The organism is Klebsiella sp. LTGPAF-6F (genome assembly GCF_001753185.1).
Taxonomy (GTDB): domain Bacteria; phylum Pseudomonadota; class Gammaproteobacteria; order Enterobacterales; family Enterobacteriaceae; genus Klebsiella; species Klebsiella michiganensis.
This window is the reverse complement of the sequence record NZ_CP017450.1, coordinates 5,565,348-5,581,574: the sequence shown is the minus strand read 5'-3', so window position 1 is coordinate 5,581,574 and position 16,227 is coordinate 5,565,348. Positions and strand designations below refer to the sequence as shown.

Genomic DNA, 16,227 nt, shown 5'->3' with positions numbered 1-16,227 from the left:
AAATGGAAAGTCTGAACGCCCTGATTCAGGGCATGGGGCTGATGCACCTCGGCGCCGGCCAGGCCGTCATGCTGCTGGTGAGCCTGCTGCTGCTGTGGCTGGCCATCGCGAGGAAGTTCGAGCCGCTGCTGCTGCTGCCGATTGGCTTCGGCGGCCTGCTGTCGAATATCCCGGAGGCCGGGCTGGCGCTGACCGCCCTGGAGAGCCTGCTGGCGCACCATGACGCCGGACAGCTGGCGGTGATTGCCGCGAAGCTCCACTGCGCGCCGGATGTCCACGCCATCAGGGAGGCGCTGGCGCTGGCCCTGCCGTCGGTGCAGGGGCAGATGGAGGAGCTCGCCGTGGATATGGGCTACTCCGCCGGGGTGCTGGCCATCTTCTATAAGGTCGCCATCGGCTCGGGTATCGCCCCGCTGGTGATTTTTATGGGCGTCGGGGCGATGACCGACTTCGGCCCGCTGCTGGCCAACCCGCGCACCCTGCTGCTGGGGCGGCGGCGCAGTTCGGCATCTTCGCCACGGTGCTGGGGGCGCTGACGCTGAACTACTTCGGCATCATCAGCTTCACCCTGCCGCAGGCGGCGGCCATCGGCATCATCGGCGGCGCGGACGGCCCGACGGCGATTTATCTGTCGGGCAAGCTGGCGCCGGAATTACTCGGGCCATCGCGGTGGCGGCGTACTCGTATATGGCGCTGGTGCCGTTAATCCAGCCGCCGATTATGAAGGCGCTGACCAGCGAGAAGGAGCGGAAAATCCGCATGGTGCAGCTGCGCACGGTGAGTAAGCGGGAAAAAATCCTCTTTCCGGCGGTGCTGCTGCTGCTGGTGGCGCTGCTGCTGCCGGACGCGGCGCCGCTGCTGGGGATGTTCTGCTTCGGCAACCTGATGCGCGAGAGCGGGGTGGTGGAGCGCCTGAGCGACACGGTGCAGAACGGGCTGATAAATATCGTGACCATTTTCCTCGGGCTGTCGGTGGGGGCCAAGCTGGTGGCGGACAAGTTCCTGCAGCCGCAGACGCTGGGGATACTGGTGCTGGGGTGATTGCGTTCTGCGTGGGGACGGCGGCGGGGGTGCTGATGGCGAAGCTGCTGAACCTGTGCAGCCGGAACAAAATCAACCCGCTGATTGGCTCGGCCGGGGTGTCGGCGGTGCCGATGGCGGCCAGGGTGTCGAACAAAGTGGGTCTGGAGTCGGACGCGCAGAACTTCCTGCTGATGCACGCGATGGGCCCGAACGTGGCGGGGGTGATTGGCTCGGCGATTGCCGCCGGGGTGATGCTCAAGTACGTGCTGGCGATGTGAATCGTTACCTTTCCCGGAGGCGGCGCGCTGCGCCTGTCCGGGCTACCGGATCGCAGACGGCTGTAAACCTGTAGCCCGGGTAAGGCGTCAGCCGCGACCCGGGGATTATCCCGGAGGCGGCGCTTAACGCGCCTTGTCCGGGCTACCAGACTGCACGGACCCGTAGCCCGGTCAGCGCAGCGCCACCGGGAGATTTCCTATAAGGAGGCTTTGATGAATGAAACCATAACATTACGCCCCGAAAGCAGGGCATCGACAAAAGATGTCATTATCGATTACATGCTGGCATCAGTAGATGAAGTTGAACAACTGCAGCCCGCGCTTAACCTGTTAGCGCAACCATCAGTTGCCCGCGGAGGCCATGATTTTTTTGTCCATTGCTATGAGGCGGGTACGCAAAATAAAGCAGCTGAAACAGAACCGGCGCTACCTGATACGGTATTTCGGGACTCCACGTCGTGGATGCAAAGAAGTGGGCTGCTTTGTGCCGCAGCGGGTCGCCTGAATGCCCTGGGCCAGCCGCTGACGCACAATCGTCTATGCGATCTGGCCGGTCAGTATTGCGCCAGCGTAGCGGATGCAGATGCCGAAACCCGCAGCGGTTTTTACACCGTACGCAGCATATCGCTGCCGGTTTACCGGCGGCTGCTGCGGGATAAGCATCCTTCTGGCATCTGTCTGCAGCAGGCGCTGCTGCACCTGCTGGCCTGGAAGAGCGATTCCCCCTGGGCCCGGCAGCAGGCTCAACGGTTGCTCTGGCAGGGCGGCGTTCTGGGGGATAAAGGCGAGTTTGCGCTCATGACGCTGGATGACGAGCTGCGGGAGCGCCAGTTTGCGTGGCCTGACCTGCGGTCGCTGCTGGCCATAACCGGGTTTCTGGCGACATTCCCGGCCGGGCCGCTATTTGCTGATTGAAAGGTGCTCCCCCGGCGGGGAGCCTGTTAATTGGTTGCCGGATATTCCTGTACGGCGATATGCAGCGTGATTTTTTTATCGTCGCGCATAATCACCACCGGAATTTCCGAACCCGGACGAATCTCTGCGACCTGATCCATGGTTTCGAGGGCGGAAACGGCGGGCTTGTCGTTAACGGAAATAATCACGTCGTTGGCGCGGATACCTGCCTGGGCGGCCGGGCCTTCCGGCGCAACATCATTCACCACAATCCCCTGCAGCTGATCGATACCGCCGCCGCCCTGCGCATGCATTGGCGCAATTTCGCGGCCGCTGATCCCTATATAGCCGCGAATCACGCGGCCATCGCGGATCAGCTTATCCATAATCTTGGTTGCCAGCTGGAAGGGGATCGCAAAGCCGATGCCCTCCGGCGTTTCGCCGTCGTTGCTTTTATCAAATGACAGGGTGTTGATACCCATAAGCTCGCCCAGCGAGTTCACCAGCGCGCCGCCTGAGTTACCGTGGTTGATCGACGCGTCGGTCTGCAGGAAGTTCTGGCGCCCGGTGGGGTTCAGGCCGATACGGCCGGTGGCGCTGATAATGCCCTGGGTAATGGTTTGCCCGAGGTTGTACGGGTTGCCAATCGCCAGCACGACGTCACCGATATGCGGCACGCGTTTCGGATTAATCGGAATGACCGGCAGGCCGCCGCTGGCGTTGATTTTTAATACCGCCAGATCGGTGAGGGTATCGGAGCCGACCAGCAGCGCTTCAAAGACCCGTCCATCCTGCAGGGCAACAATAATCTGGTCGGCATCGTTGATAACGTGCTTATTGGTCAGGATATAGCCGCGCTGATCCATGATCACGCCGGAACCGAGCGTTAGCTGGTTATGGCTGGTGCTGTTGAGGGCGCGGTTATAGACGTTCACGACCGCTGGGGCGGCGCGGCGAACGGCGGAATTATAGCTGGCGGGGGATTCATCCGCGCTATCGTACTGCGTGGTCGGCGAAAGCTGCCACTGGCGCAGCGAAGGCATAACGGCCAGCAGCAGGCCGCCGACAATCAAACCGATAAGTATCGAACGTAAAAACTTTCCAGGCATGATGCAGATATCGTTGATGGATAGACAGGCGCAGCATAACACGTCTTGTCCGGACATCGCACTGCACGCGATGCCCGGAAGGCGAGTTAACGCAGCAGCAGATAGATGCTTTCGCTGCCGCGAATGACGTTCAGCGCAATCACCGTCGGTTTGCTTTCGAGCACTTTGCGCAGTTCGGCAATGGAGCGCACGCGCTCGCGGTTGAGGCCAATAATAATATCGTCTTTATGCAGGCCCGCCTGCGCGGCCGGGCTGCCTTTATCGACATTATCAATGACGATGCCTTTGGTTCCGTCTTTCATCTGACCGTCGCTTAACGATGCGCCCTGCAGGGCCGGTGCGATAAGCTCGGCGCTGGCGGAAGAAGAGGTGCTCTTGTCCAGAGTGACTTCCACTTCAACGGGTTTTCCTTCGCGCAAGAGTCCTAGCTTCACTTTGGTGCCCGGCTCGGTCGTGGCGATGCGTGAACGCAGTTCGGCGAAGCTGTTGAGCGGTTTACCGTTGAGGCTAACGATAACGTCGCCAGATTTAATTCCCGCTTTGGCCGATCCGGAGTTTGGCAGGACCTCGCTGACGAACGCGCCGCGCTGGACGTCAAGGTTCATCGCTTTGGCGATATCCGCGCTCATTTCCATACCTTTAATACCCAGCAGGCCGCGTTTGATTTCACCAAACTGAATAAGCTGCTGGGAGAGGATTTTCGCCATATTGCTGGGGATCGCGAAGCCAATGCCGACGCTGCCGCCGCCCGGGGCCAGAATAGCGGTATTGATACCAATCAGCTCGCCGTTGAGGTTCAGCAGCGCGCCGCCGGAGTTGCCGCGGTTGATTGAGGCATCAGTCTGGATAAAGTTCTCCAGCCCCTCAAGGTTCAGGCCGCTGCGGCCAAGGGCTGAAATAATCCCTGAAGTGGCGGTCTGGCCCAGGCCAAACGGGTTACCGACGGCGACGGCGAAGTCGCCCACCCGCAGTTTATCGGAGTCGGCGATCGCGATTTGCGTCAGGTTGCTGGGTTTTTGCAGCTGCAGCAGGGCGATATCGCTCTGCTCGTCGCTGCCGACCAGTTTGGCATCGAACTCACGCCCGTCGTTGAGCTGGACGCTGATTTTCTGGGCCTGATTAATGACGTGATTATTAGTCAGTACGTAGCCTTTTGCGGCGTCAATAATGACCCCTGAGCCCAGGCCTTCAAAAGGCTGCGCCTGCTCTTGCGGCGCGTTGTCGCCAAAGTACTTCTTTAGCTCTTCCGGCATATTTTGCGCGGGTGACGCGGTACCCTCAACCTGTACGCTCACCACCGCCGGCAACACTTTCTCCAGCATCGGCGCGAGGCTTGGCAACGCGCCCTGGCCGGGAACCTGTGTCGGTAAAGACGCTGCTGCCGGAGGTAAGGCGGACAACGACAACCCAATGCTTAACGCTAACGCACTCAACAGCAAAGTCGGTTTATTCATTAGTTGCTGGCTCTCGTAACCTAAGGTGTATGGGAAACGTCCCGAATGGCCCGATGTTATTGAATTTTCGACCCGGTAACAACGTGGGCAATCGTTAAATTGTAGCTGGGATGGAAGGTGGAAACGGGCGCAGAGGGTGCGCCCGGAAAATATTTTTACTGTCGTTGCCGGTTTAGTCGCGCTTTACGCCGCCGCGCAGCAGACCGGATGCGCCTTCAGAGTAGTCGCGCGGCATCTGGACCGGGGCCTGATCGTTGCCCGCTTCGGACTCTTCCAGACGATTGCGGAACGGATTGGCGTCCGCCATGCTGTCCGGCAGCAGGTTGTTGGAGCTTTTCGCCATATGCTGATACAGCTGGCGGTAATCATGCGCCATGTTATCCAGCAGCTCTGCGCTCCGGGCAAAATGGCTCACCAGCTCTTCGCGGTACTCTTCCAGCTCTGCTTTATTCTTTTCCAGTTCGAACTGCAGCGCCTGCTGTTGGCGTAATTTGCGATTGCCAAAACGCATCGCGACGGCGCCGATAATGATGCCGACAACTAGCCCAATTAGCGCGTATTCCCAGGTCATGAACATCTCCCGTTGTTTTGTGGTTCCGTAGGGTGGCTGTGAGGCTCTCCGCCTGCGCCCGATAGTGCCACTATAACCGCTAATTCCACAGAAGTGGAATCCTGGCGTATCATCACGTAGTGTAGAGCGGCCTTTTTTTCGTCAATCGTGAGCTACGGCATTACGGTTTTCAAGGAATAACAATTAGATCATGCAAAGCCTGTCCCCAACATCGCGTTACCTTTCCTCTCTCAAGGAGGGGAGCCATCAACCTGACGACGTCCAGCGAGAAGCGGTCAGCCGCCTCGATACGATTTATCAAGAACTGCAGAATAAACCTTCGGTCGCGCCGCAAACCGGCGGCGGTCTGCGGGCCAAATTCGGCAAACTGCTGGGCAAGCGCGAACCCGTTGCCGAAACGGCTGCCGTTCGCGGCCTCTATATGTGGGGCGGCGTCGGCAGAGGAAAAACCTGGTTGATGGATCTGTTCTATCAAAGTTTGCCGGGGGAACGTAAACAACGTCTGCACTTTCATCGCTTTATGCTGCGGGTTCATGAAGAGTTAACGTCGCTGCAGGGGTACAGCGATCCGCTGGAAATCGTCGCGGATCGCTTTAAAGCTGAAACCGATGTGCTCTGCTTCGATGAGTTTTTCGTTTCTGATATTACCGATGCAATGCTGCTGGGCGGCCTGATGAAAGCGCTGTTTGCCCGCGGCATAACCCTGGTGGCGACGTCGAATATTCCGCCTGACGAGCTGTACCGCAACGGCCTTCAGCGCGCTCGTTTCCTGCCCGCCATCGACGCCATTAAACAGCATTGCGATGTGATGAACGTCGACGCCGGTATTGATTACCGCCTGCGCACGCTAACCCAGGCGCATTTGTGGCTGTCGCCGCTGAACGCTGAGACGCAGCAGCAGATGGATAAACTGTGGCTGGCGCTAGCGGGGGCGAAGCGCGAGCAGATGCCAACGCTGGAGATCAACCATCGCCCGCTGCCGACGCTGGGCGTTGAGAACCAGACGCTGGCGGCTTCCTTCGCCACGCTGTGCGTGGATGCGCGTAGCCAGCACGACTATATTGCGCTCTCGCGTCTGTTTCATACCGTGATGCTCTTTGATGTGCCGGTGATGACCGGGCTGATGGAGAGCGAGGCGCGGCGCTTTATCGCCCTGGTCGATGAGTTCTATGAGCGCCACGTCAAGCTGGTGGTCAGCGCGGCGGTACCGCTGTATGAGATCTATCAGGGCGAGAGATTAAAATTCGAGTTCCAGCGCTGTTTATCGCGCCTGCAGGAGATGCAGAGCGAGGAGTATCTGAAGCGGGAACACCTGGCGGGGTAAAACCGGGGACAAATCACATAAAGGGGTCGATCTTTGACCCCGACTTCTCTATAATCTTGCGACCCCACGTTACGAGAAGGTTTTTTTCCCAAAACTTTCTATGTGCCGGCATAGGCTATTCGAAGGGGTAGGTTTGCTGGACAATGTCGTGTGAACCTCAACTGACTAAACGTTTGGGTGTTCACCAACGTGTAACTTATTTATTTGGGTAAGCTTTTAATGAAAACTTTTACAGCTAAACCAGAAACCGTAAAACGCGACTGGTATGTTGTTGACGCGACCGGTAAAACTCTGGGCCGTCTGGCTTCCGAACTGGCTCTGCGCCTGCGCGGCAAGCATAAAGCGGAATACACTCCGCACGTTGATACCGGTGATTACATCATCGTTCTGAACGCAGAAAAAGTTGCTGTAACCGGCAACAAGCGCGAAGACAAAATGTACTACCACCACACCGGCCACATCGGTGGTATCAAAGAAGCGACCTTTGAAGAGATGATTGCCCGCCGTCCTGAGCGTGTGATTGAAATCGCGGTTAAAGGCATGCTGCCAAAAGGCCCGCTGGGTCGTGCTATGTACCGTAAGCTGAAAGTTTACGCGGGTAACGAGCACAACCACGCGGCACAGCAACCGCAAGTTCTTGACATCTAATCGGGATTATAGGCAATGGCTGAAAATCAATACTACGGCACCGGTCGCCGCAAAAGTTCCGCAGCTCGCGTTTTCATCAAACCGGGCAACGGTAAAATCGTTATCAACCAGCGTTCTCTGGAACAGTACTTCGGTCGTGAAACTGCCCGCATGGTAGTTCGTCAGCCGCTGGAACTGGTCGACATGGTTGAGAAATTAGATCTGTACATCACCGTTAAAGGTGGTGGTATCTCTGGTCAGGCTGGTGCGATCCGTCACGGTATCACCCGCGCTCTGATGGAGTACGATGAGTCCCTGCGTGGCGAACTGCGTAAAGCTGGCTTCGTTACTCGTGATGCTCGTCAGGTTGAACGTAAGAAAGTCGGCCTGCGTAAAGCACGTCGTCGTCCGCAGTTCTCCAAACGTTAATTGTTTTCTGCTCACGCAGAACAATTTGCGAAAAAACCCGCTTCGGCGGGTTTTTTTATGGATAAATTTGCCATTTCCCCTCTACAAACGCCCCATTATTACCACTTTTTCAGCATTTCCAGAATCCCCTCACCACAACGTCTTCAAAATCTGGTAAACTATCATCCAATTTTCTGCCCAAATGCAGGTGATTGTTCATTTTTTGTTTGGATGACGAACGAAATGAAGTCACGCAAATGGGGTTTTTACATCTGGCTGGCCATGCGTGGTCGGCAGCAGTACAAAAATTCTGAATATACCTGGAGGTTTTCATGGCTGTCGCTGCCAACAAACGTTCGGTAATGACGCTGTTTTCTGGTCCTACTGACATCTATAGCCATCAGGTCCGCATCGTGCTGGCCGAAAAAGGTGTTAGTTTTGAGATAGAGCACGTGGAGAAGGACAACCCGCCTCAGGATCTGATTGACCTCAACCCGAATCAAAGCGTACCGACGCTTGTGGATCGTGAGCTCACTCTGTGGGAATCTCGCATCATTATGGAATACCTGGATGAGCGTTTCCCACATCCGCCGCTAATGCCGGTTTACCCGGTGGCGCGTGGGGAAAGCCGTCTGTACATGCACCGTATCGAAAAGGACTGGTATTCGTTGATGAATACCATTCAGACCGGTACCGCTGCGCAGGCTGATACTGCGCGTAAGCAGCTGCGTGAAGAACTGCAGGCGATTGCGCCAGTATTCACCCAGAAGCCCTACTTCCTGAGCGATGAGTTCAGCCTGGTAGACTGCTATCTGGCACCGCTGCTGTGGCGTCTGCCGGTTCTCGGCGTAGAGCTGGTCGGTGCTGGCGCGAAAGAGCTTAAAGGCTATATGACTCGCGTGTTTGAGCGCGACTCTTTCCTCGCTTCTTTAACTGAAGCCGAACGTGAAATGCGTCTCGGTCGGGGCTAAATGATGGATGTATCACAGCTGACGCCGCGTCGCCCGTACCTGTTACGAGCGTTCTATGAGTGGCTGCTGGATAACCAGCTGACTCCGCATCTGGTCGTTGACGTCACTCTGCCGGGCGTAATGGTCCCGATGGAGTACGCTCGCGATGGGCAAATTGTTCTCAATATTGCCCCACGTGCTGTCGGTAACCTCGAACTGGCCAACGACGAAGTGCGTTTTAACGCGCGCTTTGGCGGCGTGCCGCGCAATGTCTCCGTGCCGATGGCGGCCGTGCTGGCGGTTTACGCGCGCGAGAATGGTGCGGGAACCATGTTCGAACCAGAAGCGGCTTATGATGAAGATGTCACTAGCCTGAACGATGACGAAGAGCTGCCTGACAGCGAAACGGTCATGTCGGTGATCGATGGCGATAAGCCGGATAATCACGACGACGATCCCGACGATACGCCACCGCCTCGCGGCGGGCGTCCGGCGCTGCGCGTCGTTAAATAATGTTTATCAGGCCCTTCGGGGCCTGTTTTATGATCTCAGCAAAATTCCTGTGTTAAAATGGAGCAGCCGTCACGTGCTGTCACAAATCACACAATGGTCCCTATGAGCGCATTTGATCCACAAGCCGAAGATACCCCATCCTCCATTGGCAACACTCTGGGCCGCCGTCCTCTGGCGCGCAAAAAGCTGTCTGAAATGGTGGAAGAAGAGCTTGAGCAGATGATTCGGCGCCGGGAGTTTGCGGAAGGAGAGCAGCTACCGTCGGAACGTGAGCTCATGACGTTTTTTAACGTGGGACGTCCATCGGTTCGTGAAGCGCTGGCGGCGCTGAAACGCAAGGGGCTGGTGCAGATTAATAACGGCGAGCGCGCCCGCGTGTCGCGGCCTTCTGCAGATACCATCATTGGTGAGCTCTCCGGCATGGCGAAAGATTTTTTATCGCACCCGGGCGGAATAGCGCACTTTGAACAGCTGCGCCTGTTTTTTGAGTCGAGTCTGGTGCGCTATGCCGCAGAGCATGCCAGCGAAAAGCAGCTTGAAAAACTCGCTCAGGCGCTAAAAATTAACAGCCAGTCGCTTGATGACAATGCCCTGTTTATCCGTTCTGACGTTGAATTTCACCGGGTGCTGGCGGAAATCCCCGGTAATCCAATCTTTATGGCTATTCATGTGGCACTGCTGGACTGGCTAATCGCGGCCCGGCCTAAGGTGCCAGAACGTGAGCTGCACGAACATAACAGCGTGAGCTATCAACAGCATATCGCTATTGTTGACGCCATTCGTCGTCGCGATCCTGATGAAGCCGATCGCGCCCTACAGACCCATCTCAACAGCGTATCCGCTACCTGGCACGCCTTCGGTCAGAAAGCTCAGCCTCGCAAACGATCCCCTCGCTCATGACGAGCGTTTAGTGAAGCAGATCGCATTATAAGCGATCTCTGTTACTATGCTTATTAAATGATCTGGTATAACAGGTATAAAGGTACATAGTTAATCGTAAAAGTTCAGATGAGGTCGTTATGGCAGTTAATTTACGTGGGGTTATGGCGGCGTTGCTTACGCCATTCGATAGTCAACAAAAACTGGATAAAAACAGCCTGCGTCGGCTGGTTCGTTTTAATCTGAGCCAGGGAGTTGATGGGCTATATGTGGGAGGCTCGACCGGTGAAGCCTTTGTTCAGAGCGGCTCAGAGCGCCAGGAAGTGCTGGAGATCGTGGCGGAGGAGGCGAAAGGTAAAATGGCTCTCATTGCCCACGTCGGCTGTGTGAGTACCCTCGAAAGCCAGCAGCTGGCTCGGGCTGCTGCTGGCTATGGCTTCGATGCCGTATCCGCCGTAACACCGTTTTATTATCCGTTTAGTTTTGAAGAACACTGTGCGCATTATCGGGCCATTATTGAGTCTGCTAATGGTTTACCGATGGTGGTGTACAACATTCCGGCGCTCAGCGGCGTTAAGCTGACTCTCGAACAAATTAATACGTTGGTGACTTTGCCTGGCGTTGGTGCGTTAAAGCAGACTTCGGGAGATCTGTTCCAGATGGAGCAGATCCGTCGAGCGCATCCGGATCTGGTGCTGTACAACGGTTACGATGAGATATTTGCCTCTGGCCTGTTGGCGGGTGCCGATGGCGGAATTGGTAGTACTTACAACATTATGGGCTGGCGTTACCAGGGCATTGTACAGGCATTGAAAGAGGGTGATGTTAGCAAAGCGCAGCAGTTGCAAAGCGGATGTAACAAGGCAATCGATCTGCTGATTAAAACCGGCGTATTCCGTGGATTGAAGAGTGTGCTGCACTATATGGATGTTATTGCTGAGCCGCTGTGCCGTAAGCCTTTTGGTCCGGTAGATGAAAATTATCTGCCGGAGCTGAAAGCGCTGGCGCAGCAGCTAATGCAGGAACGCGGCTGAACGGTGGTCGGGTGGCGAAAACGCTATCCGCTCAGCGATTTACCTTTTCCTGACCGGGTAAGCGAAGCGCTCCCGGAATGACAACGAAAATCGTCGGGAGAGTAAAATGAGTGCAACGACCCAGAACATCCCGTGGTACCGCCATCTCAGTCGTCCTCAGTGGCGTGCGTTCTCTGCTGCCTGGCTCGGATATTTGCTTGATGGTTTTGATTTTGTATTAATCGCCCTGGTACTTACCGAAGTTCAGGGGGATTTCGGCCTGACAACCGTTCAGGCTGCCAGCCTCATCTCAGCGGCTTTCATCTCTCGCTGGTTCGGCGGCCTGCTGCTCGGCGCGATGGGAGATCGTTATGGTCGACGCCTGGCTATGGTCAGCAGCATTATACTTTTTTCCCTTGGTACTCTGGCCTGCGGTTTTGCGCCTGGCTATACCACCATGTTTATTGCTCGTCTGGTTATCGGTATGGGCATGGCGGGAGAGTATGGTTCCAGCGCCACTTATGTGATTGAGAGCTGGCCCCGACATTTACGTAATAAGGCTAGCGGTTTTCTCATCTCCGGGTTCTCTGTGGGCGCTGTGATTGCTGCTCAGGTTTACAGTCTGGTGGTACCCGTTTGGGGTTGGCGAGCGCTGTTTTTTATCGGCATCGTACCTATCGTATTTGCTCTCTGGCTGCGGAAAAACATTCCGGAAGCTGAAGACTGGAAAGAGAAGCATGAGGGCAAAGCGCCAGTACAGACCATGGTCGATATCCTTTATCGGGGCAAACATCGGGTTATTAATATTCTGATGACCATAGTGGCAGCGGTTGCGCTATGGTTCTGCTTTGCGGGCAACCTGCAAAACGCCGGTATCGTGCTACTGCTGGGCGTGATGTGTGCCGTGATATTTATCAGCTTTATGGTGCAGAGCAGCGGCAAGCGCTGGCCTACGGGCGTGATGCTGATGGTCGTGGTACTTTTCGCCTTCCTTTATTCATGGCCTATCCAGGCACTGCTGCCGACTTATCTGAAAACAGAGCTGGCCTATGACCCCGCGACTGTGGCGAAGATTCTGTTTTTCAGCGGCTTTGGTGCGGCGGTCGGCTGCTGCGTGGGCGGGTTTCTCGGTGACTGGCTGGGAACGCGTAAGGCCTACGTTTGTAGTCTGCTGGCTTCACAGCTGTTGATTATTCCGGTCTTTGCTATCGGCGGCACAAACATATGGGTCCTTGGGCTGCTACTGTTTTTCCAGCAGATGTTAGGGCAGGGGATCTCCGGGATCTTACCGAAACTGATAGGGGGTTATTTCGACACCGATCAGCGTGCGGCCGGTCTTGGTTTTACCTACAACGTGGGGGCGCTGGGCGGCGCGATCGCGCCAGTGCTCGGCGCCCTGATCGCCCAGCGTCTCGATCTGGGCACCGCGCTGGGTTCACTCTCTTTTGGCCTGACGTTCGTCGTGATCCTGTTGATTGGTCTGGATATGCCGTCCCGCGTACAGCGCTGGATCCGTCCGGAAGCGATACGAACTCATGATGCAATCGATGGTAAACCACTGAGCGGTGCGGCGCCTTTTAGCGGTGACAAAAGCGGATTAGTTAAGACCAGATAGCGACAGCCCGGCGGTGGTGCCGGGCGAACAAATTTATCAGGGAGCGAGTATGTCTTTGCTTAAAGAACTGGATTTACGCATTAGCGCAAACGGCGGTCTTATTGTTTCCTGCCAGCCGGTACCCGGTAGCCCATTGGATAAGCCGGAGATCGTGGCTGCGATGGCGCTGGCAGCGGAGCAGGCCGGCGCAGTCGCGTTGCGCATTGAAGGTGTAGAGAACCTACGCGCGACCCGGTCGCGGGTGAGGGGGCCTGTTATCGGCATTATTAAACGTGATTTAGATGATTCACCGGTACGCATCACGCCATATCTGGAAGATATTGATGCGTTGGTGCAGGCCGGCGCCGATATTATCGCCGTTGATGGAACCGAGCGTGAGCGTCCTGTGCCCGTGTCAATGCTAGTGGCGCGTATTCATCAGCACAATCGGGTAGCGATGGCCGACTGTTCTTCTCTGAAGGATGGCCTGGCCTGTCACTCTCTCGGCGTGGAAATCATAGGCACTACGTTATCGGGCTATACCACGGCATATACGCCGGATGAGCCAGACCTGGAACTGGTAAAAGCGCTGACGGAAACCGGCTGCCGGGTAAATGCAGAAGGGCGTTATAACACGCCAGCTCAGGCGGCTGAAGCTATGCGCCGAGGGGCGTGGGCGGTGACCGTCGGTTCAGCGATTACCCGTCTTGAACATATTTGCCAGTGGTATAACGCGGCGTTAAAAGAGGCTCAGCCATGACTACGCTGGCGATAGATATTGGCGGTACAAAGCTCGCTGCAGCGCTGGTGGCTGATGACATGCTGATCCGCGACCGCCGCGAACTTTCCACCCCTGCCAGCAAAACGCCGGATGCGCTACGCGCTGCATTAGCAATGCTGGTTGGGCCTTTATACAGTCGGGCGAAGCGCGTTGCGATAGCCTCGACGGGTATTATTCGTGACGGTCATCTGTTCGCAATTAATCCGCAGAATCTGGGTGGACTTATGCACTTTCCGCTGGTGCAGGCATTAGAGGAGCTAACGGACCTGCCGACGCTGGCGGTGAACGATGCGCAGGCGGCTGCCTGGGCTGAATACCGGGCTATTGCTGGTAAGGTCAGCGATATGGCGTTTATTACCGTCTCCACCGGGGTTGGCGGCGGCGTGGTGAGTAACGGAAGGTTGCTTACCGGTGCCGGCGGTTTGGCTGGGCATCTGGGCCACACGCTGGCCGACCCTGACGGACCGCTTTGCGGCTGCGGTCGGGTAGGCTGCGTGGAGGCGATTGCTTCCGGGCGAGGGATTTCGGCAGCTGCGCGGGGCGCGCTTGCCGGCTGTGATGCGAAAGCCATCTTTACCAGCGCGGCTCGCGGGGATGCGCAGGCCCTGGGGCTGCTTGAACGCTCTGCGCATGTCGTAGCGCGACTGATCGCCGATATAAAAGCAATAACCGACTGTCAGCATGTGGTGGTCGGCGGCAGCGTCGGCATGGCTGCTGGTTATCTGGAACGGATACGGAAGTACCTGGCCTGGGAACCATCGGTGTATCACGTAACGCTGAGTACGGCGCACTATCGACATGATGCCGGATTGCTGGGAGCGGCGTTGTTAGCCAGAGGAGATAAATGATGCTGATGGGAGATATCGGGACGCTGGCGGATACAGGGTTGCATCCGGTGCTGGCGGAAGCGTTAACGTTGGCATTAGCCGCCAGGCCGCAGGACAAGGCACCGGGCCGCTATGAACTGCGTAGCGAGAATCTCTTTATGAACGTTATGGCGTTTGTCCCCCTTCCTCCGAAAGGGAAAAAAGCGGAACTGCATCAACGATATATTGATATTCAGCTGCTGCTGACAGGTGAGGAGCGGATTTTTTATGGGACGATTGGCTCTGCGCGGCAATGCGACGAATGGCGCGCGGAGGATGATTATCAACTCTGCGCGGAGATAGCTCATGAGCAGTCTGTGACATTGAAGCCAGGGATGTTTTTGGTGTTTATGCCGGGTGAGCCACACAAGCCTGGATGCGTAATAACAGAGTCCGCAGAGATTAAAAAAGTGGTGATTAAAGTGCGCTCTGATTTGTTAAGCGCATAAATAAGCCCGATGGGATTACCATCGGGCTTAGCGTCATTTAGCCGGATAACGCTGCTATCCGGATTTTCGCATTACACTTCCAGGTAGTTCAGGATGCCGTCAGCTGCCTTACGGCCTTCGGCAATCGCCGTCACTACCAGATCGGAGCCGCGAACGATATCGCCACCGGCGAAGATTTTCGGGTTGCTGGTCTGGAAGGCGTTGTCACTGCCTTCCGGCGCAATCACGCGGCCCTGAGAATCGAGCTCAACGCTGTGCTTCGCCAGCCATTCCATGCTGTGTGGACGGAAACCAAACGCCATCACCACGGCATCGGCGGGCACCACATGCTCAGAACCGGCCACGATTTCCGCGCGGCGGCGGCCTTTTGCATCCGGCTGGCCCATCTCCGTACGCGCCATCTTCACGCCGCAGACTTTACCGTTGGCATTCACTTCAATGCCCAGCGGCTGAACGTTGAACTGGAATTCCACGCCTTCTTCACGCGCGTTTTTCACTTCGCGCTTCGATCCCGGCATGTTCTCCTCATCACGGCGATAGGCGCAGATGACGTGGGCGGCGTTCTGGCGGATCGAGGTGCGCACGCAGTCCATTGCGGTGTCGCCACCGCCGAGAACCACGACGCGCTTGCCTTCCATGCTAACGTACGGTTCATCCGCCGTTTCACCAAAGCCCATGATCTGCTTGGTATTGGCGATGAGGAACGGCAGCGCATCAAAGACCCCGCTGGCGTCTTCGTTTTCCAGCCCGCCGCGCATAGACTGATAGGTTCCGACGCCGAGGAACACCGCGTCGTAATCTTTCAGCAGATCGTCGAGCTGTACATCGCGGCCCACTTCGATATTCAGTTTGAACTCGATGCCCATACCGGTAAAGATCTCGCGACGACGGGTCATCACCTCTTTTTCCAGCTTAAAGGCCGGAATACCAAAGGTCAGCAGGCCGCCGATTTCCGGATGGCGATCGAAGACCACCGCCTTCACGCCGTTACGGGTCAATACGTCGGCGCACGCCAGCCCCGCCGGGCCCGCGCCGATGATGGCGACGGTTTTACCGGTTTGTTTTACGCCGGTAAGGTCAGGACGCCATCCCATTTCGAACGCTTTATCGTTGATATAGCGCTCAATATTACCGATGGTTACCGCGCCGAACTCATCGTTCAGCGTGCAGGAACCTTCGCACAGGCGGTCCTGCGGGCAAACGCGCCCGCACACTTCCGGTAGGGTATTGGTCTGATGCGATAGCTCCGCCGCTTCAAAAATACGCCCTTCGTTGGCCAGCTTCAGCCAGTTCGGGATGTAGTTATGAACCGGGCACTTCCATTCGCAGTACGGGTTGCCGCAGGACAGACAGCGGTCTGCCTGCGCTTTAGCCTGGCCTTCTGAAAACGGCTCGTAAATTTCCACAAATTCAATTTTACGGATCTTCAGCGCTTTCTTTGGCGGATCAACTCGCTGTAAGTCGATAAATTGATAGACATTCTGACTCATCTTA

Annotated in this window: 16 protein-coding genes and 1 pseudogene; 13 read left to right on the top strand and 4 right to left on the bottom strand. The window is 56.4% G+C overall.

Translation table 11 applies throughout. The features are described 5' to 3' along the window. The first annotated feature begins 2 nt into the window (after positions 1 to 2). Positions 3 to 1,301: pseudogene (locus BJF97_RS34435) on the top strand (oxaloacetate decarboxylase subunit beta). 213 nt (positions 1,302 to 1,514) lie between these two features. Further along, on the top strand, positions 1,515 to 2,216 hold the full coding sequence (locus BJF97_RS26125; RefSeq protein ID WP_032693268.1) for a membrane protein associated with oxaloacetate decarboxylase: 702 nt from the start codon (positions 1,515 to 1,517) through the stop codon (positions 2,214 to 2,216). 26 nt (positions 2,217 to 2,242) lie between these two features. On the opposite strand, the gene degS is transcribed toward BJF97_RS26125, so the two are convergent. The 3 genes from degS to zapG form a co-directional block, all read right to left on the bottom strand. After that, on the bottom strand, positions 2,243 to 3,304 hold the full coding sequence (gene degS / locus BJF97_RS26120; RefSeq protein WP_009651894.1) for an outer membrane-stress sensor serine endopeptidase DegS: 1,062 nt from the start codon (positions 3,302 to 3,304) through the stop codon (positions 2,243 to 2,245). A gap of 86 nt (positions 3,305 to 3,390) precedes the next feature. Next, a complete protein-coding gene (gene degQ / locus BJF97_RS26115; protein ID WP_014226999.1) occupies positions 3,391 to 4,758 on the bottom strand; it encodes a serine endoprotease DegQ in 1,368 nt (455 codons plus the stop codon). 172 nt (positions 4,759 to 4,930) lie between these two features. Next, positions 4,931 to 5,329 carry a Z-ring associated protein ZapG gene (gene zapG / locus BJF97_RS26110; protein WP_004854637.1) on the bottom strand — a complete coding sequence of 133 codons (399 nt, stop codon included), beginning with the start codon at positions 5,327 to 5,329 and terminating at the stop codon, positions 4,931 to 4,933. Positions 5,330 to 5,519: 190 nt separating this feature from the next. Here zapG and zapE point away from each other — a divergent pair, with 190 nt between their 5' ends. From zapE to nanQ, 11 genes are all read left to right on the top strand, one after another. Continuing rightward, the gene (zapE, locus tag BJF97_RS26105) at positions 5,520 to 6,653 is read left to right on the top strand and encodes a cell division protein ZapE (protein WP_032693267.1); all 1,134 of its coding nucleotides are present in this window, start codon (positions 5,520 to 5,522) and stop codon (positions 6,651 to 6,653) included. A 219-nt stretch (positions 6,654 to 6,872) separates the two neighbouring features. Continuing rightward, on the top strand, positions 6,873 to 7,301 hold the full coding sequence (rplM, locus tag BJF97_RS26100; protein WP_004106200.1) for a 50S ribosomal protein L13: 429 nt from the start codon (positions 6,873 to 6,875) through the stop codon (positions 7,299 to 7,301). 15 nt (positions 7,302 to 7,316) lie between these two features. Then, positions 7,317 to 7,709 (top strand): 30S ribosomal protein S9, encoded by a 393-nt coding sequence (gene rpsI, locus BJF97_RS26095; protein WP_000829815.1) that lies wholly within the window; start codon positions 7,317 to 7,319, stop codon positions 7,707 to 7,709. 311 nt (positions 7,710 to 8,020) lie between these two features. Next, positions 8,021 to 8,659, top strand: coding sequence for a stringent starvation protein SspA (gene sspA / locus BJF97_RS26090; RefSeq protein WP_014226997.1), 639 nt, complete (start codon positions 8,021 to 8,023; stop codon positions 8,657 to 8,659). A 3-nt stretch (positions 8,660 to 8,662) separates the two neighbouring features. Continuing rightward, positions 8,663 to 9,151 (top strand): ClpXP protease specificity-enhancing factor, encoded by a 489-nt coding sequence (gene sspB / locus BJF97_RS26085; protein WP_014226996.1) that lies wholly within the window; start codon positions 8,663 to 8,665, stop codon positions 9,149 to 9,151. Positions 9,152 to 9,244: 93 nt separating this feature from the next. Further along, complete coding sequence (gene nanR, locus BJF97_RS26080) at positions 9,245 to 10,051, top strand: transcriptional regulator NanR (RefSeq protein WP_032693266.1); 807 nt, start codon at positions 9,245 to 9,247, stop codon at positions 10,049 to 10,051. A 119-nt stretch (positions 10,052 to 10,170) separates the two neighbouring features. Then, on the top strand, positions 10,171 to 11,064 hold the full coding sequence (gene nanA / locus BJF97_RS26075; RefSeq protein WP_014839641.1) for an N-acetylneuraminate lyase: 894 nt from the start codon (positions 10,171 to 10,173) through the stop codon (positions 11,062 to 11,064). Between the two features lie 106 nt (positions 11,065 to 11,170). Next, positions 11,171 to 12,658: an MFS transporter gene (locus BJF97_RS26070; RefSeq protein WP_032693265.1), complete on the top strand. Its 1,488-nt coding sequence runs from the start codon at positions 11,171 to 11,173 to the stop codon at positions 12,656 to 12,658. 49 nt (positions 12,659 to 12,707) lie between these two features. Further along, on the top strand, positions 12,708 to 13,397 hold the full coding sequence (locus tag BJF97_RS26065) for an N-acetylmannosamine-6-phosphate 2-epimerase (RefSeq protein ID WP_014226992.1): 690 nt from the start codon (positions 12,708 to 12,710) through the stop codon (positions 13,395 to 13,397). Continuing rightward, positions 13,394 to 14,266, top strand: a complete 873-nt coding sequence (gene nanK / locus BJF97_RS26060; RefSeq protein ID WP_014226991.1) for an N-acetylmannosamine kinase — start codon at positions 13,394 to 13,396, stop codon at positions 14,264 to 14,266. Before BJF97_RS26065 ends, nanK begins: the two co-directional genes overlap by 4 nt. Continuing rightward, complete coding sequence (gene nanQ, locus BJF97_RS26055) at positions 14,266 to 14,733, top strand: N-acetylneuraminate anomerase (RefSeq protein ID WP_014226990.1); 468 nt, start codon at positions 14,266 to 14,268, stop codon at positions 14,731 to 14,733. The genes nanK and nanQ overlap by 1 nt, the downstream gene beginning before the upstream one ends. 71 nt (positions 14,734 to 14,804) lie before the next feature. On the opposite strand, the gene gltD is transcribed toward nanQ, so the two are convergent. Then, complete coding sequence (gene gltD, locus BJF97_RS26050) at positions 14,805 to 16,223, bottom strand: glutamate synthase subunit GltD (RefSeq protein WP_014839637.1); 1,419 nt, start codon at positions 16,221 to 16,223, stop codon at positions 14,805 to 14,807. Positions 16,224 to 16,227: the final 4 nt, after the last annotated feature.